The following is a 16,191-nucleotide window of genomic DNA, read 5'->3' as shown; positions in this document are numbered from 1 at the left end:
ATGCCCGCGGACGGTGTGGGAGTTGGACGGGCATCAGCGGAAGGGCGACGCGCGATTCCTCGAGGGGCTCACCCCTCCGAATCTGGGCGGCTTGACGCGGAGGCTCGGCGTGGAGGTGGATGGGCCCGCTCGCGTTGGCGGGCATGTCGCCGCCTGTGCGGAGGCTGGAAATCTTCAGGCGGTATACGCTGGCGACGTGACCGAGGCCCTGCACAGCTTCCTGGAGCGCGCGGCGGAGTGCTTCGCGCGGCAGGAGGAGGAAGAGGCCTTCGGCGCTGTGATGGATGCGTGGCGCGAGTGTCGCGCGAGCGAGCTGGTCCTGTTCGCCCAGGAGTTCGAGGCGCGTCTCGACTCGACGCATGCGGGCCGGGAGGGGGAGTCCGCGGAGGCTCGTCGCGCGGCGCGGGACCTGGCTCGCGGGCTGGGGGCGCAGGGGCAGCCGCGCGAGGTGGATGCGCGGCTCGATGCCCTGCTCGACTGCCTGCCCGACCCCCGGTTCATCCCCGGGTTGCTCGCCATCGCGCGACTCCCCTCGGCGGAGGAGCCTCAGCGGGTGTTGAGGCTGTGCGCGGCGCTCCGGCACGTGGGGCCGCCCTTCGACGTCGAGCCCCTCGAGGCCCTGTATGAGCGGATGATGCCGGAGGCTTGGGCCTCGGCCGCGCGGCTGTCTTTCGTCATCAGCCTGGGGCGTGACTGGGTGCCGCGGGAACTCGACGCGAAGGCGGGGGAGCTGCTCGCGGCGCTGTGGGAGGCCCTGCGTGTTCGCGCGGAGAAGGAGTCGCGAAACGCCAGCATCCGGGAGCAGTGGTTGCCCCGTGTCTATGCCAACCCCGAGGACGACGACGTGCGGCTGGTGATGGCGGACCAGTTGCTGGAGACGGGCGACCCCCTGGGTGAGTTCATCGTGCTCCAGTGCTCTCCCACTCCGGACGAGGAGCGCATCGACGAGTTGCTCGCGACGCACCTCCGGAGCTGGGAGATGCCGCTGGGTGGCCACATCGATAGTGGGGCGACCCGCTTCGAGCGGGGCTTTCCCGTGGCGGTGCGGATGGCGAAGGAGGCGGCCTCTCTGATTCTCCCCGAGCCGGGACCGGCCTGGAGCACGGTGCGGGAGATCGACTGGGCGACGGTGGCCTGGTCGGTGGTCCACGCGCAGTGGCTCGCGCATCCGCATCTTCGGGGCGTGACGCGGATGCGACGGGTGGAGCCGTACTGGGCCCGTTTGATGGGGCCGCCGCCCTCCGTCAGTCGGCTGGAGCTGTGGGGGTCTGTCGCGGACCAAGTGTACCGCACGCCCGCGCTGGGGGATGTATTCGACAGGCTGGCCCTGTGGCCGAACCTGTCGTGGCTGGAGTTGCACGCCGGGCACGAGGAGGACGTGCGCCTGTGCGCGACCTCCACGCTGGCGACGAAGCTGGAGCGCTTCGATGCCACCATTCCGGGAGCCTGGACGCTCACGGTGCGCCCGGGCGACAAGGTGCCCATCGAGGTGACGCTGGTGAGCGCCCGGGCTGGCGAGTCGTTCTGGAGGCTCCTTTCCGCGGCGGAGGGTTTCGGGAAGAGGGGCCTGCGGGTGCGCTGTCATCGCCAGGTCGACGCCGCGAGCGTCAACGCCCTGCGGTGGGCCACGTCTGGCTTCTCCCACGTCGAATGGGTGAGCGTGTCTGCCTTGCGGTAGAATGGCGACGTGGATGACAACGTGTACGCTCACCTGGAGCGCGCCGCGGAGGCCTCTGCCCGGCACGACGAAGAGCAGACGCTCGCCGGACTGTTGGCCGCATGGCGGGCGTGTCGCTCACCGGCTGCGGCTCCCGGAATCTCGGGTCCAGTGCCCGCGTGCGTCAGTGAACGTGTCATTGTATGTCTGGAATTGAGATGAGGATGGCGTGGCGTTTGCTCGGGCTGCGTTCGCCAAGATTGGCATCACCTTCCCGCAATGAGGTGCATGATGGAACCCAAACAGCTCACGGTGCGACGCTGGTCCGAACTCTCCAGCAAACCACTCTCGGAAGAGAGTGTGCGTGCCCTGCACTTGCCCGCGAGGAAATATCGGGTGAGCGTTAATCGGTATTCGCCGGGGGCAGATATCGCTGGCGGAATGCGGGCCGGTACGTGCTACGTGTTGGCTGGGCACTGCCAGATTGAATTCGGCACGCAGGTCGCCCAGCTCGCCGCTGGGGATGTCGCAGAGTTTCCTGCCGACAGCTTTCGCGTGGTGGTGAGTCGCGAAGCTGGGTGTGTTGTTGTTTTTGCTTGGGAGCTTCCAGAGGAGTTTGCTCGATAGGAGGAGGTCGGACTCTGCGTTGCGGAGTCCTTCCAACTCAGTGCCCAGGTGTCAGCCTGGGCACATGAAGAACCTGGGCCACCTCGCGCTGGCTGCGTCCCGTGGTGGATTGCCTCGCCACGGGACGCATGCTCACGTTCCGCCTGGGGCGGCCCCATCCCCAGCGGCTCCACCGGCCGGTTGGAGGTGATGAGGGTCGAGGCGCTCCGTCACCGCTACCACGGCGGTAGGAGGGAGCGCCGCGCCTCACCGGGGGCCAGCGCAGACTGTCAGGGTTCGCCGTATGTGGTGCAGGAGCTGAAGCGCATCGGCTGAACCCTCTCACGCGACAACTACCTTGACGCTCACCGCTTCCCTCGGGAGCAGCGGCTAAACCGGAAGCGGATGCCTCCCAAAGACAGCGCAAAGGCGGCGCCTTCCGAGGCGCCTCCTGCGCGAACATTGCCCGGTTACGCTGGATTCGCCTGCGCGCTCAGCTCGCGCTGCTGCACTGGGGAGCGCTCGCACTGCTGGGGTTCAGGTTGCTCCTTCAGAAGCTGTTGCTGGCCGGTGATGGAATCACCACCGCTACTGCAGTCATCCAGGCAGAGGGCGTGCTCTGCTACGCATACGGCGGGGTCTGACGTGTGTGCCAAACAGTCTTTGTAAGCCCGAACGCAGATGTTTTGGCACGACGCCTCTGCTGCCTGAGCCAGCACCAGGCCGCCCACCAACCCGCAGGTCGTAGCGATCTTCCTCAATCGACTGTTCATGCTCGAACTCCTTCTGACGGGGTCCCCTGCGCTCCAAAATTTAGCACGGGGAATATCTGTGCGGCAAATGCCCGCCGCGATGAGCAAATTCAGAGGCAGGCCACCCCGGGGCGGCCTTCGTGCGACACAGACGCCAGTCCTCCGCCCGAATGAAGTCTGCCGGAGTGGCGTGTTGGCCAAGGTAGGAGTGCTGACATGCAACGGTTCGAACTGCAGCAGGCGGATAGGGAGTGACCTCCTGTCCTTGGTTCTGATCCTCTCGGCGCCCGCTTCACAAAGAGTGCGTGGTGGCGGTGGGCGTGGGCTCGCGGGCAAAGCATGGGGTAGGTGAGGGTCGCTTGGCCTCGACGCGCGCGGGACCTGGAACGAGCGAGGCCCTGTCCTGGGGCTCCTGTGGCCAATCGCGGCCCGCCCGGCTGGCGTCCACCGCCTGCGAGGGCAGTCCCCCGCAGGCGGTGTCGAGTCGGCCGCGTGCAGCGGCAGGTTGCTTTGCCCCAAGGCCCTATCCCCAATGCTCCACCGCCCCTCTCTACCGCTCCAGGAACTCGGTGACCCCATAGGCGCTGCGCTTACCTACCTTTGACGTATGCCTGACGCAGCGATCAAACTTTGGGTACGCACAGGGGCGCGTTACAGGTCCTTCACGGCGTCATACAGGCTGCCCGCCGTGTCGTAGCTGAAGTAGGGGCCCTGCCACTTGTTGACCATGGTGGGGTCCGAGTCCCAGAACATCCAGCTGTTCACCGAGTACAGATAGGCCCAGTAGTTCTGACCATAGCTTTCCAACCAGGGCCCGCCGCTGGCGCCGCCGGTCATGTTGCAGGAGATGGAGGGAAAGCCGCCCTCGTTCCACGTGCCGCCCTGGCAGAAGAGCAGTTGGGAGCCGTTGAAGGGCGGGGCCGCGGGGTAGCCGAACTGGTAGATGTACGCACCGTAGGGAGCTCCCCACTTGATGCCTTGTCCCCCCACGGCATCGACGATGCGCGTGCCATTACGGTCGTTCATCACCGCGGCCCCCACGTCGTAGGCCCGGTCCCCGTTGTTGGTCCACCCGTTCTTCGACCAAAGGCTGGTGGACGTCCAGGTGCCGTGGGGGGAACCCGAGTGGTAGTTGGGGACGAAGGCCCAGTTGCTGAACCAGTTGCGACCGGAGCCGCCACCATGCACACAGTGTCCCGCGGTGAAGACGACCCGTCTGCCATTGCTGTACACCGTGCTGCCCGAACACACGTAGTTCTGCCCGCCGTCCGTATAGAAGACCTTCCCGCTCATCGTATGAATGTCGGCCAGCGGCGCGAGGCCGCCTCGCGGCTCGGCGCCGTCCACGGTGCGGCTCACGTTCTCCGGCGCGACAGGCTTGAGGCTGATGGGCGCCTTGCCGGACGTCGTGGGGGGCACCGCGGGAATTGCCGAGGCCATCCGTTCCGGAGTCCAGTAGGCGAGGATGCGAGCCTCATCCAGCGCTGACGCGAGCGTGGAGGAACTCATGTTGTCCGCCGGGTCGGCGGTGGGCGCGGCTCGCGTGGAGGGGACCGCGCCCAGGAATCCAAACACCGCGACGGCAAGAGCGACTCGACTCCGCGACACGAATGGCATCGGCCAGCCTTTCCAATGACGACTGCGGGTGAGGACCGCCATTGTCATGGTTGGCAGGGGAACGACTCAATACGCGGAACCTCGTAATGAGAGGAAATAGACCGGGGAGGCCGCGCTACTTCTTCGGCCCGGACGTCGGCGGAGCAGGGCGTGTCAGCCGAGGGGCAGCGTCAACCCCAGAGCGTCGTGCACCACAGCGACCCAGGGACCGCTCTGCGGAACCGGGGCAACTTCAGGTTGGACAGTTGCCCGAGTCCATGGGGCACTGTGCTGATATGCTACCTTCATGGGACTCTGGAAGAGACTTCTCGAGTGGACGAGTCGTGCAAGGGGGCTCGAAAACGAGAAGAGGACAGTGCGAGTCATCTCCCTCTTGCCTCCAGAAGTGGCTGTGGTTGGAGGGATTCCGCGCCGCGCCATTGCCGGTACCCTTGGTGGCAACCCTGGTGACTTGTCTGCATTCACGCCAGAACCCGATTTTGTCGCACTCATCCACGAAGTCGTCCGCGACTACACGCCACAGGACTCGGCCGCACAGGAGGAGGCCCGTCGCATGGGCAGTGGGTGGCTCTACATCGTGGACCAGCGGGGGTCGCAAAGTGGGGCGCGCACGGCACCCAAGGACATCGTAGGGTATTTCAGGGTAGAGGAGGGACGCATCCAGCAGGCGAGCTACACTCCTCATCAAGGCTATGTCGTCTTCACTGAGCGCGGCCTCACCCGTCTCCCGGGCAGTCTTCACGGGGTTCTTGTCGCCAGGGCAGCCCAATAGCCCCCTGTGTCAGGGAGTTTGTCGCCTCTGCCGTGCGCGCCTCGCTCACTCGCAGTGACGCACGGTTCGACAAGGCCGTGACGCGCTCAGGACGCAGCGGCCGAGGTTGGGTCGGCACGGGTAGGAAAGAAGTGCATCGGAGTGTCGTGAAACGGTCTCGCTCGCGTATCCTTGCTTCATGGGCCTCTTCAATCGTCTCTTCGGTCGCGCGGGCAGGCCGGCACCCACCTCGCCCGAGGCTGTGCGCGAGCTGCTCTTCGATGCTGTGCAATCACAGAATGACGCCGCGCTCATCCGGCTCTGTGCCGAGCACGAAGCCCTGCTCCTCGAGCACTACCCTGCCTGGTTGACGGTTCCCGAGAGCGTCCGCAAGGAGCCGACACACCTCCAGCGCTATGGCCAGGGGCTCATCGGCATCGCTCAGTGCCTCGCGGAGACTCGGAACCGGCCCGAAATGTTCCAGCGGATGATGGGGACTCCCGCCGATAACCCCATCGTGCGCTGGCAGGAGACACGGGAGCGCGCCAACACGCTCATGCGCGGGCTGGACTTCGAAGGTGCGCTATCGCTGCTCACTCCCGAGGCGGAGCGAATCCAGGGCCTGTCGGGAGGAAGCGCCGAGACCATGAAGGCCATGACCTTCGGGCAGATGGCTGCGTGTCATTTCCAGGAGGGCCGGGCGGAGACCGCGCTTCCGCTCTTCCGGCAGGCGATTGACCTGTGCCGGAGAGCCGGTGACGACGAGGGCGTCGTCGCCTACCTGGAAAACAGCTTCGAGGCGCACCGCTACCTGGGACAGGGAGTGGATGCTGCAGGCGTGGCCATGGAACTCGCGGTGGCGCTGGAGCAGGTGGGCCAGGATTCGCGGGCCCGCCGCATCCGGAAGGTCGCCGAAATCGTCCGGGCCGGTGAGCCGCTCAATCGGGTGGTGGCGGAACTCGACAGCGTCACCCTCGAACTGGACGAGCTGCCCGCGCTCATTGAGGGGAAGCTGCAATTCATCTTCTGCCGCAATCGACTCGACCGCGCGCGCACCACGGCCCTGGTCGAGCGAGGCCGTGAGCTGGGCGGGCAGGGCCGCTACGAGGAGGCGCTTGCGCTCTTCGAGGAGGCACGGCGTATCGACGCCTACTCGCCCGAGCCCCGCTACGAAGGGGCCGTCACGCTCCTCCTCCTCCATCGCGCGAGCGAGGCCGTGTCCTGGTACGACGAGGTGGAGGCGCTTGCGCCGGGCTGGTACCGGTGTCGCGCCGAGCGCTGGCTGGCCGCTGGAATTGCCGCCGGAAGGATTCCGTACCTGGCCTTCACCGTGATGCGTACGCTCGAGCTTCCGAACCTGGGCGCGGAGGACCGGTTGCGACTCACGCGCCAGGCCATCGGCGAGGCACCGGGAGTGCCCGAGCTTCAACTGCAACTGGGCCGGCAGCTCACGGCGCTCGACCGGAAGGACGAGGCACGGGCGGCGCTCGAGGTGGGGTTGGCACAGGCGGAGGAGCCAGACATCCGCTCGCGTCTGCTGATCGAGTCCGCGGCCGATGCCGCGCCTTCGGCGGACCGGGACAGGATGCTCCACGAGGCCATGGAGCCTGGGGGAAACCTGGTCGCCGCGGCAATGGCGCGGGTCCTACTCCACTCGGGAACCGGTCATCACCTGGTTCACTGAGCCGCAGCCTCGTGCCACGAGCCCGCCTCGCGCATTGCCGACCCAGGAAGAACGATGACGGCGCGCGCCTCGCTCGTTCGCCTTGACGCGCTGCTTGACGGGGTCTTGACGCACTCATGCTGCAGCGACCGAGTTTTGGGTAGGCACAGCCGAGCAACGCAAGACAGATGGGGGCGCGACGTGTCCGTTCGAAAGGGCGGCTACGCCGCGGAGCCGAAGTCGCGGGCCCAGTGTGCCCTCAGGACTTTCGCGAAGCTCTCACGCTGCCTTGCCCCAGAACGACGCAGGGTGTCCTGCGCGGAGATCCAGAACGGATCGAGCCGCCTTGGATCCTCGCTCACCACGTCGACGAGCGCCTCGAGGAAGTTCCGGACACGCTCCGGCTCCAGTCGCGCGGAGGGGGGCACTGCATCCCACTCTCGTTCCAGCACGTCGCGGATGCTGCCGTCTTCATAGATGATGACCCGGAACGTGATGGCGAGTGCGTCGTCTGGGCCCTGTTGTGTGTCCAACCAGTGGAGGGACGTGGAGTCTGTCCCGAGCGTTGGCAGTCCCTCGAGCCAGGCCTGCAGTTCCTTCGCCGAGAGCTCCTTGCCGGGAAGGAGGGGTTCATCGACAGTCTCTTCAGGCAAGAGGTCGAGCGCCCGCAGGTCGGGCGTGCCCGTCTGCGAAAAGACGACGGAGCAGAGCCGTTTGCCGTCGTCCCCGACACATGTCGAGAACGCGTCGAGCCGACGTGCTTCCAGGTCGAAGACGTAGACGTAGGCCACCATTCCGGTCTCGTCCGGGGCGACTCGCGGGCCGGCGTTCTCCTCGGAGATGCGGTCGCCCTCCGGTGCGTCGGGTCCTGGCATGCAGTGGGACCAGCCCCAGGGGGCCTCATCGATGAGCTGGCGCACCACGGACTGCATATCGCCTTGCGCGCGCTGAACGCGGGCCATGAGGTGTTGCCCAAGGCCAGACGGATAGCCATCCCAGTGCTGATAGACCCCACGCCAGGGGCGCTCGGAGACGTGCTCGGGGACCCCCGAGCCCGACGTGTACACAGCGATTGCGCCTGGAGTCGACATAGGATTGCAAGTGTAGCTCTCAAGGTCTCCAGGTTGTTGAAGAATCGCGAACTCCGAGGAGAACACATGCATCGCAGCCCGTTGCTCGCCTGTGTGGCGCTGTTGCTGTGGGTGACCCCGCCCGGCGCGCAAGCCCAGACCGCGCCCGCGAGTTCGCTCGTGCCATCGCCCAAGCTGCACCTTGCGCGATTCAAGTCGCGGACCGCTGGCACCTGCTGCTCAATGGCAGGCAGATGTTGGAGCGCTGGTTGGTGACGGCCTATCCTCGACTTCGACAGCTTGCCCCCGTGCCTCGGCAGGCGACAGCGCCACCGCATCGCTTGACGAGCTTCCCTCGCACGCGAGTGGAGGCCCAATCGCGGGAAGAGGCCCGGACTCGGAGGCTCGCCAGCTATGAAGCCGTCCGTCGCGGGCAGCGTGTCGGCCATTCGCTCCATCGCATCAGTCAGGATTTGGGCCTCTCCGTCCCCACGGTGCTCAAGTACGCCTCCGCGACGAGTGCCTCAGCATGGAATGGTTTCGTTCCAGGGTAGAGGCGAAGGTTGTCATCGAGGCGTGGCGGCAGCACTACAACCTGGTCCGGCCACACTCGAGCCTCGGCTACCTCACACCTCTGGAATTTCGACGGCAGTGCGAAGCAATGGTACCCAACCCATCCCGGCCGGCACCTCTCTCGTAATCAGTGGTCCGAAGGATCCAGGCAGGTCAGCACGCGCTGCCCAGTGCTGTGACGGGGCTGACGCGCGCGTGATGCAGCGACCGAATTCTGGAGAGCCACAGGTCCAAGCGATTGAGGCTTCTTGCGAGCTACACCGGGTGTGTGGTGACTTCCCGCGCAACAGCGGGATGGGCCGCCCGGACGGAGGCCGCCGTGAGGAAGGCCTGAATGAGCGGATGGGGCTGGCCGGTGCTCGCGGTGAGTTCGGGCTGGAACAGGGTGGCCATGAAGAAGGGGTGCTCCATGAGTTCCAGGACGCGCACTTCGCCCGCTTCGTCCTCTCCGGTGATGCGCAGCGCGGTGCCGTCGAGCATGTGCCGGTAGCGTGCGTTCAGCCCGTAGTTGCAGTGGTAGGATTCGGTGGACCGGGTGCGACCGAAGGCCCGAGCCACATGTGAGCCCTGGGTCAGGGTCACTTGCCCTTGGACGCCGACAAGGGAGCAGGAGAGTGCGGCGACCAGGGGCATCACGGCGTCCGGATTGGACTCGGCATGGTCCGCGTCGTTGAGTCCGAGGACGTGGCGTGCGAATTCGATGAGCGTGTGTTGGAAGCCGCCGCAGGTACCGAGGAACGGGATGCCTTGTTCACGCGCCACGCGAATCGCCCCGAGCGCGCCGTCCATGCTCTCATATGGGCTGCCAGGCACGCACCAGATGCCGGCGAACGAGGGAAGCGTCTGCGCGAGTGTGCCGTCGAGTTCGCGTGTGCTCAGCCACGTTGGCTCGGTCACCACACCGAGCACTTTGCTCGCGAGGTCGAGGGCCACGGGAATGGCGCCATGCGCACGCACTGCAGGACTGCGGTCTCCCACGAGACCGATGCGGACGACGGGGGATTTCAAGATATCTCCTGACGGTTTGACCGCTCCAGATTCGCGACATCAGCGCGAGCGGGATACGCCAGGGACCTGACGGATAGCAGCTCGGCCTGCGCGCGACAAGGAACCAGTGCCTGAGCGGCAAGCCGAGGGCTCGTTGGAGGACCGCTCCGGTCCGCGCGCGCCGTCCGCGCGAGTGCCGTCCATGGCTTCCTCAGCGCGATGCTGGCGCGCGGCGCGAAGCTGCCACGCTCCAACGTTGAGGAGCAGATGCCGATGCTCGCCGGCTGGGCGTAGAGCCACCTGCGCGCGGAGACGGAGAGCCGCTACTGGCTGGACGGCCAGGCGCGCGCGGCCCGAACTCGTGCGGGCGTGAGCCGTCCTGCTACATCTGCGGCAATGGTGGTGGTACTTCCGAGGGAGGCTGAGCCGTCACCGTTGAGCGAGCCTGCCCGCGGCGACCTGTCGAGCGCCCTCGAAGCGTGTTCGCGGGCGGGACGCTCCGGGGCTCGGGCCGTGCGTGCAAAACGGATGGGATGCCGTACTGCCAGCGCGACACCCGGCGCGGAGAGTGGCCTTCGCGCCGGGGGCCGAGCGTCAGTCCAGCCCGTGGAACAGGGGCAGGTTGGCGGGGGCGGGATAGATGGCCACGCCGTGGGTGACGCCGAGGTCGGCGCTGGAGATGAGAGTCTGGGGCGTCGGCGCACCGGTGGCGGCGAGCTGGCCCGGGCTCAAGCGGGCGATGTCGCCGGAATCGTAGCCCAGCCAGAGCCCGCCCTCCTCGTCGAAGGCGAGTTCCCTAGGGCCCCCGACGTCGAGCCACACCGCGGGCGTGACGGTCCGTGGGCCCGCGTCGCCCTGCTCCCTGGGGGTGAGCCGGGCGACGATGCCACTCGCGGCGTAGGCGACCCACAGGTTGTCTTCCTCGTCGAAGGCGAGCCCCGAGGGGCCGGAGAAGCTGACGCCATCCGGAGTGGGCTTGGCGTCGATGCTCGTCTCGGGAGTCACCGTGCCCGACGTGACCAGGCGCACGCTACCCACCCGGTGCACGCGGGAGCCGGTGCTGGCGCTGTCCGCCACCCACAGGTTGTCCTCGGCGTCGAACGCCAGGGCGCTCGGCTCGCCGAGCCCCGAGAGCTCCACCTCGGGCGTGGGCGAGCCGCTGGCGGTGAGCTGGGCGGCGCCGAAGCGCAGCACCTTGTCGCTGAAGCCGACGGAGACCCAGAGGTTCCCCATCCTGTCGAAGGTGAGGGCAATGGGGCCCGGGACGCCTCCGCGCAGGGCGCTGCCCGTCAGGGTGACGTCGGGCGCGCGGACACCCGAGGCGCCGAGGTCCCGTGCGGGATAGCGCCGGATTTCCCCCGAGCCGAGCGCCACCCAGAGGTTGCCTCGTCGGTCGAACGCGAGCCCTGAGGCGCGGGGAATGGCCGGGGTGGAGTCGAGCAACACCGTGGCCGAGGGGCTCCCGGAGGCGCCGAGGCTCTCCGCGGAGAAGGCCTCGATTTCGGCGGCGCCATTGCTCGTGGACAGCCACAGCTTCTGGCTGCTGGGGACGAGCGCATAGTCGACCGTGGCGGTGGCCGTCTGCCCGTCGCGGACGCAGACCTGGGAGGTAGGTGCGTCATAGGCCGTGCGAATCAGCGGCCCGCTCCCGCCGGTGGGCTCGGGAAGGAGGTTCCACGTGCCCGCGGAGAGCCCCTCCAGCCTGCGCGAGGCATCGATGATCCGCAGCCCGTTCCCGTTGCGCAGGGTGACGATGGCGGCGGCGGAGGAGGGGAGCCCGCGGATGGTGACCTCCAGCGTGCCCTGGCCCGTGGTGGGACAGTCGTTCGGTTCTTCGGAATCCCCGGAGTCACCACACCCCAGCAAGAGCGGCGCGCCGAGCGCGAGGACGATGAGGCCAGTTCGCATGGGAGCATCTCCTTATCATGGCTGACTGGGTTCAACGCGAGAGGCTGGGTTCCTTCGCACCCGCGCGGAAAAAGTGGCCGGCTCGAGGTTCCATCTGCCTGCCCGGTCATCCAGGCCAGGCTCACAGCTCATCCCAGAAGAGAGGGTCCTCGGGGGGCGTCGTGAGCACCAACGACTCGTAGCGACCGTTCCTCACGAACACGCGACTCCACAGCTCCGTCAGACAATGCGGGCACGCATCGACGCCATAGGCCCAGAAGCTGCCGCTTCGAAGCTCGTATCGAGGTGCATGGACGGGGTGCTTCTTGTTCGTCTCGCGGCCGAAGACGTCTTCCCCCCGCTCGAAGACCTGGTCGTCCAACAAACCGACATGGGACCGGAAGATGACCCTGACCTCGACATGGCAGCTCGGACACGTACCCTCCCAAGCAAAGCCGTTGGTCTCACTCACGGCGCCTCCGGCACGGGCAGGTCGTGAAGCCCATTCACCCTCGCCGTCCTTCCGGGGAGCCCCTTCGTCCGAGTGCCAGCCGGATGGCCTGTTCCTCGGCGGCGCCGGAGACAGCCCGGTCTTCTTCCAGAGGAAGGCTCGACCCTCGTCCGCCACTCCGTTGGAAGGGCCCGGCCAGTCGGATGATGCCGTCGTGGATGTCCCGCTGGAGGTCGGCTTCGCTCAGCACGGACATGGAGGGCTCTCCGAGTGCGGGGCGTCAGGGCGGGTGCTTCTGGATGAGATTGTCACAGGCGTCCTGGAACGGTGCTCTGTATGGAGTGCGGCTGGAGGTGGAGGGACTCGCTCATCGTATCAGCCCGCACCAGGGGCTGTTTTCTTCGCGACAGATGAGCAGTGTTTATGGGTCGAGGTGTTTCATGGAAATGCGGCCTTTGGTTTGCTCGACCCTGCTCCCGTCTACTCCGATGCGTGGAGCATGCGGTGTGCGCACTCCCGGAGGTTGTGGCCACCGAAAATTCGAATCCAGTGCCACGCGTGCGTCAGCGAACGCTTCATTTCATGCACGGTACTTCGAATGGGTCCCCAAGCGTGCAGGGATCCCAATGCATGCGGAGGGCAGAAGGGGTGGAGGTGGGTGAGCGTGCACGGCTGTCTATGTGGCAGCAGGCGGTGCGTGATAGGGCGTGGCAGAATTCTGACCTGCCAGCTACAGTCGGCAAGAATGGCAAGATGCGGGTCTTCGTGAAGACGCTGGTCGAGACGATGCGCTCGGCCCTGCGGAGCCGTTCGGAGCTGGCGCTGGAGAACCTGGCTCTTCGCCAGCAACTCGCAGTCTTCCGTGAGAAGCGCCCGTCCCCGAGGCTTGCCCGGGGCGACCGCATCTTCTGGGTCGTTCTCCAACGCCTCTGGCAGGGTTGGCGGAGGCCACTGTGCCTGGTTCAGCCGGCGACAGTGGTGAAGTGGCATCGGATGGGCTTTCGGCTCTTTTGGCGCTGGAAGTCCCGGAGTCGGGTGGGGCGGCCTCGGGCAACTCCGGAGCTGCGCGCGTTGATTCGGCGCATGGCTGAATCCAACCCGACATGGGGTGCCCCGCGCATTCATGGGGAGTTGTTGAAGCTGGGGATGGCGGTAGGCCAGACAACGGTCGCTCGGTACATGCCCAGACCGGGAAGGGGAGCGCCGAAACCGTCACCAACATGGCGGAACTTCTTGCGCTTGCATCTGGCCGAGTCTGCGGGGATGGATTTCTTTGTCATTCCGGCTGCGACGTTTGGAGTGCTGTTGGGATTTGTGGTTGTGAGTCACAGGGACAGGCGAATCCTCCACCTCAATGTGACAGCGCACCCGACGGAAGAATGGACGAAGCAGCAGATGCGAGAGGCCTTTCCCTGGACCAGTGCTCCGAGGTACTTGCACCGAGATAGGGACAAGCTCTACTCGGAGGGTGTTCGCGCCACGCTTACCCATTTGGGGATTCGCGAGGTGCCGAGTGCAGCATGGTGTCCGTGGCAGAATCCCTATGCGGAGAGAGTCATCGGCTCGATACGTAGGGAGCTGCTGGACCATGTCGTCGTCCTGAACGAAGCCCACGCTCGGCGCCTGCTGCGCGAGTACCAGTGCTACTACAATGCGAGCCGGACTCACCTGTCGCTCGGGAAAGATGCGCCCGAGACGCGTAAGGTGCAGGGCCCGGAGCATGGAGCCAAGGTGATAGATCTACGGGAGGTCTTCGGGCTCCACCACAGGTACGAGCGCCGCGCTGCGTAGAGTCGCGATCTTTCCAACAACACCCTCGTAGACCCGCGCGTGCTGCACCAGCCTACCTGCGTTCGCAGGAAGGTTGGGGAGTGTCCACAGGCAGGCAGAGAGGAGTTGAGGCGTCTGCGCCGGGCATAATTCCGACCCCTATCAAACGGAAGGGAGGCCCCAGCGGCTCGTCATGCGCATCGCTCGCGTCATGACGCACGTTTTGACGCAGCCTTGACGCACTCATGACGCAGCGACTGAATTTTGGGTAGGCACAGGGGGCCGGAGACGGAGTGATGGCACGCTCTACACGGGCACGAAGCTGGAAACGGCGGAAACAGCCAAGAGCAGCCTGCACACCACTGCGCCGGCCCCCGACCCGACCGCCTCGGCTGAACAGCCGGGCGCTGTCCATCTGCCCGGCTCCTGACAGTAGGTGCTCGAACCGCAAGGCCGGGAGTGCCTTTGGTGATTCCGACTCCGCTTCGCCGTAACCGACCGACGGGTGGCGTCCGCCGGATGCACCCTTCCACTCGCGCCGCATGGTAGCCGCGCACGGAGGTCCTGGTCGCCAAGGCTTGGGTGGGTTCAGGAGGAGTCAGGCGCGGAGGCGGAGGACGGTTGCCAGCGGTGAGGCAGCAACTCGTCCAGCCGTGACGCGGGGTGGCTGCCAAGCCGCATCAGCACGTCGGCGAGGTACGTCTCGGGATTGACGCCGTGGACCTCGCACGTGGCGACCAGGGAGCTCAGCCCCGCCAGATTCCGACCTGCCTCGTCATTGCCGACGAAGAGATAGTTCTTCCGGCCGAGGGCCATGGCGCGTAGCGCCCGCTCCGCGGCGTTGTTGTCGAGGGGCAGCGAGGGGTCCTCCAAGAAGCGCGTCAGTGCACCCCATTGGCCCTTCGTGTAGCGAAGGGCCATGCCCAGGGGACTCTTGGGGGGATGGAGGGGAAGCTGTTCATCCACCCACGCAGCCAGACGCTGGAGGATGCGTGCACTGGTGGTGCGGCGCGCGTGGAGGTGTTCCGGAGAGCCGAGCGTCCCGGCGTCTTGGGCAGCGTGCTCGACGCCGTACAACGCGAGGATGAAGTCGAGCGCCGTCTTGGACTCGGGCGCGGTGGTGAGCGCGTCGAAGAATTTGCGGCGCACGTGGGCCCAGCACCCCACGCGCACGCGTCCCTTTGGCAACGTCACGCGGTTGTAGCCCGTGTAGCCATCCACCAGCAGGAAGCCCTGGGTTCCTCCGAGTACCTCCAGGGGCGTCACGCCGGAGCGACTGGCGCTGTGGACGTAGGCGATGAGCTCATCGGTGCGGAAGGTCCAGACGTAGGCCCGGCGCGTCTTGCCCTCGTCCAACACGCGTTGGGGTGTCTCGTCGGCGTGCACCAGACTGGCCTCTCTCACCAGGGCCAAGAGGCGCGCGGCGAGCGGCGCCGTGGCCCGGCCCACCTCGTGGAAGACGTCGCAGAGCGTGGTGCGCGCCACGGGCATGCCCGCGCGGGCCAGGGCCTTGGCCTGGCGATACAGCGGAATCGAGTCGCAGCACTTCGCCGTCACCACGTGCGCCAGGAAGCCCGGGCCGTACTGGCCTTGCTCAATGGCCTTTGGCGCGGCGGCGGTGACGATGCCCGCGCCGCAGGGTCAGACGAGCGTCTCCTGCAGATGGACCTGCCGCTCCACGTGCGCGGGCACATACTCGATGCGGTCTGTTCGCTTGCCAGGGCCCAGCGGTTTCAACGCCGTGCCGCCGCAGGACGGACACCGCCGCGCTTCGTCGGGAACTCGGTGATGAATCAGCCGCTCGGGCAACGTTGCGCGCGCCTCGCGCTTCAGCCGCCGCTCCTTCAGCGTCGCTTCACGCGGCCTGGGCGCGTTGCCCGAGGACTTGCGCAGCTCGTCTTCGAGGCGGGGGAGCTTCTCGCTCTTCTTCCCGAAGACAGTCCGCTGGAGGAGCGCGAGCTGGGATTCGATGCTGCCCACCCGCTCTTTGAGGGTGAGGTTTTCCTGCTCGAGCCCTTCGGCTCGCTCACGCCACTCGCACTGGTGCGTCGCATCGAGCGCTGCCATCTCTCTGGGAAAACCAGTCCACCGCTGGCGGGCATTGCCTCGGCGACTGGGGGCGGTGCCCACTTGCCTGGTCTGCGGACGTGCGTGACGTCGATTCCGTCGAGCAGCATGGACAGCTGCGTGGCATCCAGCTGCGCTCCCAAGGCGTCCTCGCTGAAGGCAGGCAGGCGGAAGCGGCCCTGCTCCAAACGCTTGTAGGTGAGGACGAAGCCGCCCGCGTCCCAAACGAGCCGGCATGATGCGTCCCTTCTCTCAGTGCGACTGTAGTTTCCTCAGGCTACGCGTCCGTGTGTGTGCGTCGCGGACGCGCTGCAGGTGGTGCCGAGTCTCTGCGTCGAGC

At 66.6% G+C, this 16,191-nt stretch carries 11 protein-coding genes and 3 pseudogenes; 6 read left to right on the top strand and 8 right to left on the bottom strand.

The features are described 5' to 3' along the window. Positions 1-196: 196 nt before the first annotated feature. Together HUA76_RS45915 and HUA76_RS41615 are read left to right on the top strand one after the other, a co-directional pair. On the top strand, positions 197-1,678 hold the full coding sequence (locus HUA76_RS45915; protein ID WP_174464052.1) for a TIGR02996 domain-containing protein: 1,482 nt from the start codon (positions 197-199) through the stop codon (positions 1,676-1,678). A 267-nt stretch (positions 1,679-1,945) separates the two neighbouring features. Next, positions 1,946-2,284: a hypothetical protein gene (locus HUA76_RS41615; RefSeq protein WP_254614828.1), complete on the top strand. Its 339-nt coding sequence runs from the start codon at positions 1,946-1,948 to the stop codon at positions 2,282-2,284. 1,382 nt (positions 2,285-3,666) lie between these two features. Here HUA76_RS41615 and HUA76_RS41610 read toward each other — a convergent pair. Then, positions 3,667-4,590: a serine protease gene (locus HUA76_RS41610; RefSeq protein ID WP_217440890.1), complete on the bottom strand. Its 924-nt coding sequence runs from the start codon at positions 4,588-4,590 to the stop codon at positions 3,667-3,669. A gap of 328 nt (positions 4,591-4,918) precedes the next feature. Here HUA76_RS41610 and HUA76_RS41605 point away from each other — a divergent pair, with 328 nt between their 5' ends. Both HUA76_RS41605 and HUA76_RS41600 read left to right on the top strand, forming a co-directional pair. Continuing rightward, the gene (locus HUA76_RS41605) at positions 4,919-5,404 is read left to right on the top strand and encodes a hypothetical protein (protein WP_174464051.1); all 486 of its coding nucleotides are present in this window, start codon (positions 4,919-4,921) and stop codon (positions 5,402-5,404) included. A gap of 178 nt (positions 5,405-5,582) precedes the next feature. After that, positions 5,583-7,067, top strand: a complete 1,485-nt coding sequence (locus HUA76_RS41600; protein WP_174464050.1) for a hypothetical protein — start codon at positions 5,583-5,585, stop codon at positions 7,065-7,067. A gap of 200 nt (positions 7,068-7,267) precedes the next feature. Here the strand turns inward: HUA76_RS41600 and HUA76_RS41595 are convergent, their stop codons facing one another. After that, positions 7,268-8,137 carry a hypothetical protein gene (locus tag HUA76_RS41595; protein WP_174464049.1) on the bottom strand — a complete coding sequence of 290 codons (870 nt, stop codon included), beginning with the start codon at positions 8,135-8,137 and terminating at the stop codon, positions 7,268-7,270. Between the two features lie 484 nt (positions 8,138-8,621). Here HUA76_RS41595 and HUA76_RS41590 point away from each other — a divergent pair. Further along, positions 8,622-8,816 (top strand): annotated as a pseudogene (locus tag HUA76_RS41590) (transposase); the annotation flags it as partial. A gap of 128 nt (positions 8,817-8,944) precedes the next feature. On the opposite strand, the gene HUA76_RS41585 reads toward HUA76_RS41590, so the two are convergent. From HUA76_RS41585 to HUA76_RS41570, 4 genes are all read right to left on the bottom strand, one after another. Beyond that, positions 8,945-9,697, bottom strand: coding sequence for a CTP synthase (locus HUA76_RS41585; protein ID WP_141643388.1), 753 nt, complete (start codon positions 9,695-9,697; stop codon positions 8,945-8,947). A gap of 573 nt (positions 9,698-10,270) precedes the next feature. After that, entirely contained in the window at positions 10,271-11,584 is a 1,314-nt protein-coding gene (locus HUA76_RS41580) for a hypothetical protein (protein WP_174464048.1), read from the bottom strand. A 121-nt stretch (positions 11,585-11,705) separates the two neighbouring features. Further along, the gene (locus HUA76_RS41575) at positions 11,706-12,035 is read right to left on the bottom strand and encodes a hypothetical protein (protein WP_141643386.1); all 330 of its coding nucleotides are present in this window, start codon (positions 12,033-12,035) and stop codon (positions 11,706-11,708) included. A 34-nt stretch (positions 12,036-12,069) separates the two neighbouring features. Beyond that, positions 12,070-12,270, bottom strand: a complete 201-nt coding sequence (locus tag HUA76_RS41570) for a hypothetical protein (protein WP_174464047.1) — start codon at positions 12,268-12,270, stop codon at positions 12,070-12,072. 167 nt (positions 12,271-12,437) lie between these two features. Here HUA76_RS41570 and HUA76_RS46640 point away from each other — a divergent pair, with 167 nt between their 5' ends. After that, positions 12,438-13,805, top strand: coding sequence for an integrase core domain-containing protein (locus HUA76_RS46640; RefSeq protein ID WP_371823599.1), 1,368 nt, complete (start codon positions 12,438-12,440; stop codon positions 13,803-13,805). Between the two features lie 567 nt (positions 13,806-14,372). On the opposite strand, the pseudogene HUA76_RS41560 reads toward HUA76_RS46640, so the two are convergent. After that, a pseudogene (locus HUA76_RS41560) lies at positions 14,373-15,851 on the bottom strand (IS66 family transposase). An 86-nt stretch (positions 15,852-15,937) separates the two neighbouring features. Continuing rightward, positions 15,938-16,090 (bottom strand): annotated as a pseudogene (gene tnpB, locus HUA76_RS46635) (IS66 family insertion sequence element accessory protein TnpB); the annotation flags it as partial. Positions 16,091-16,191 lie beyond the last annotated feature (101 nt).

The sequence above is a fragment of the Myxococcus sp. CA056 genome, assembly GCF_013336715.1.
Taxonomy (GTDB): domain Bacteria; phylum Myxococcota; class Myxococcia; order Myxococcales; family Myxococcaceae; genus Myxococcus; species Myxococcus llanfairpwllgwyngyllgogerychwyrndrobwllllantysiliogogogochensis.
This window is presented reverse-complemented; position numbering and strand designations above follow the sequence as displayed.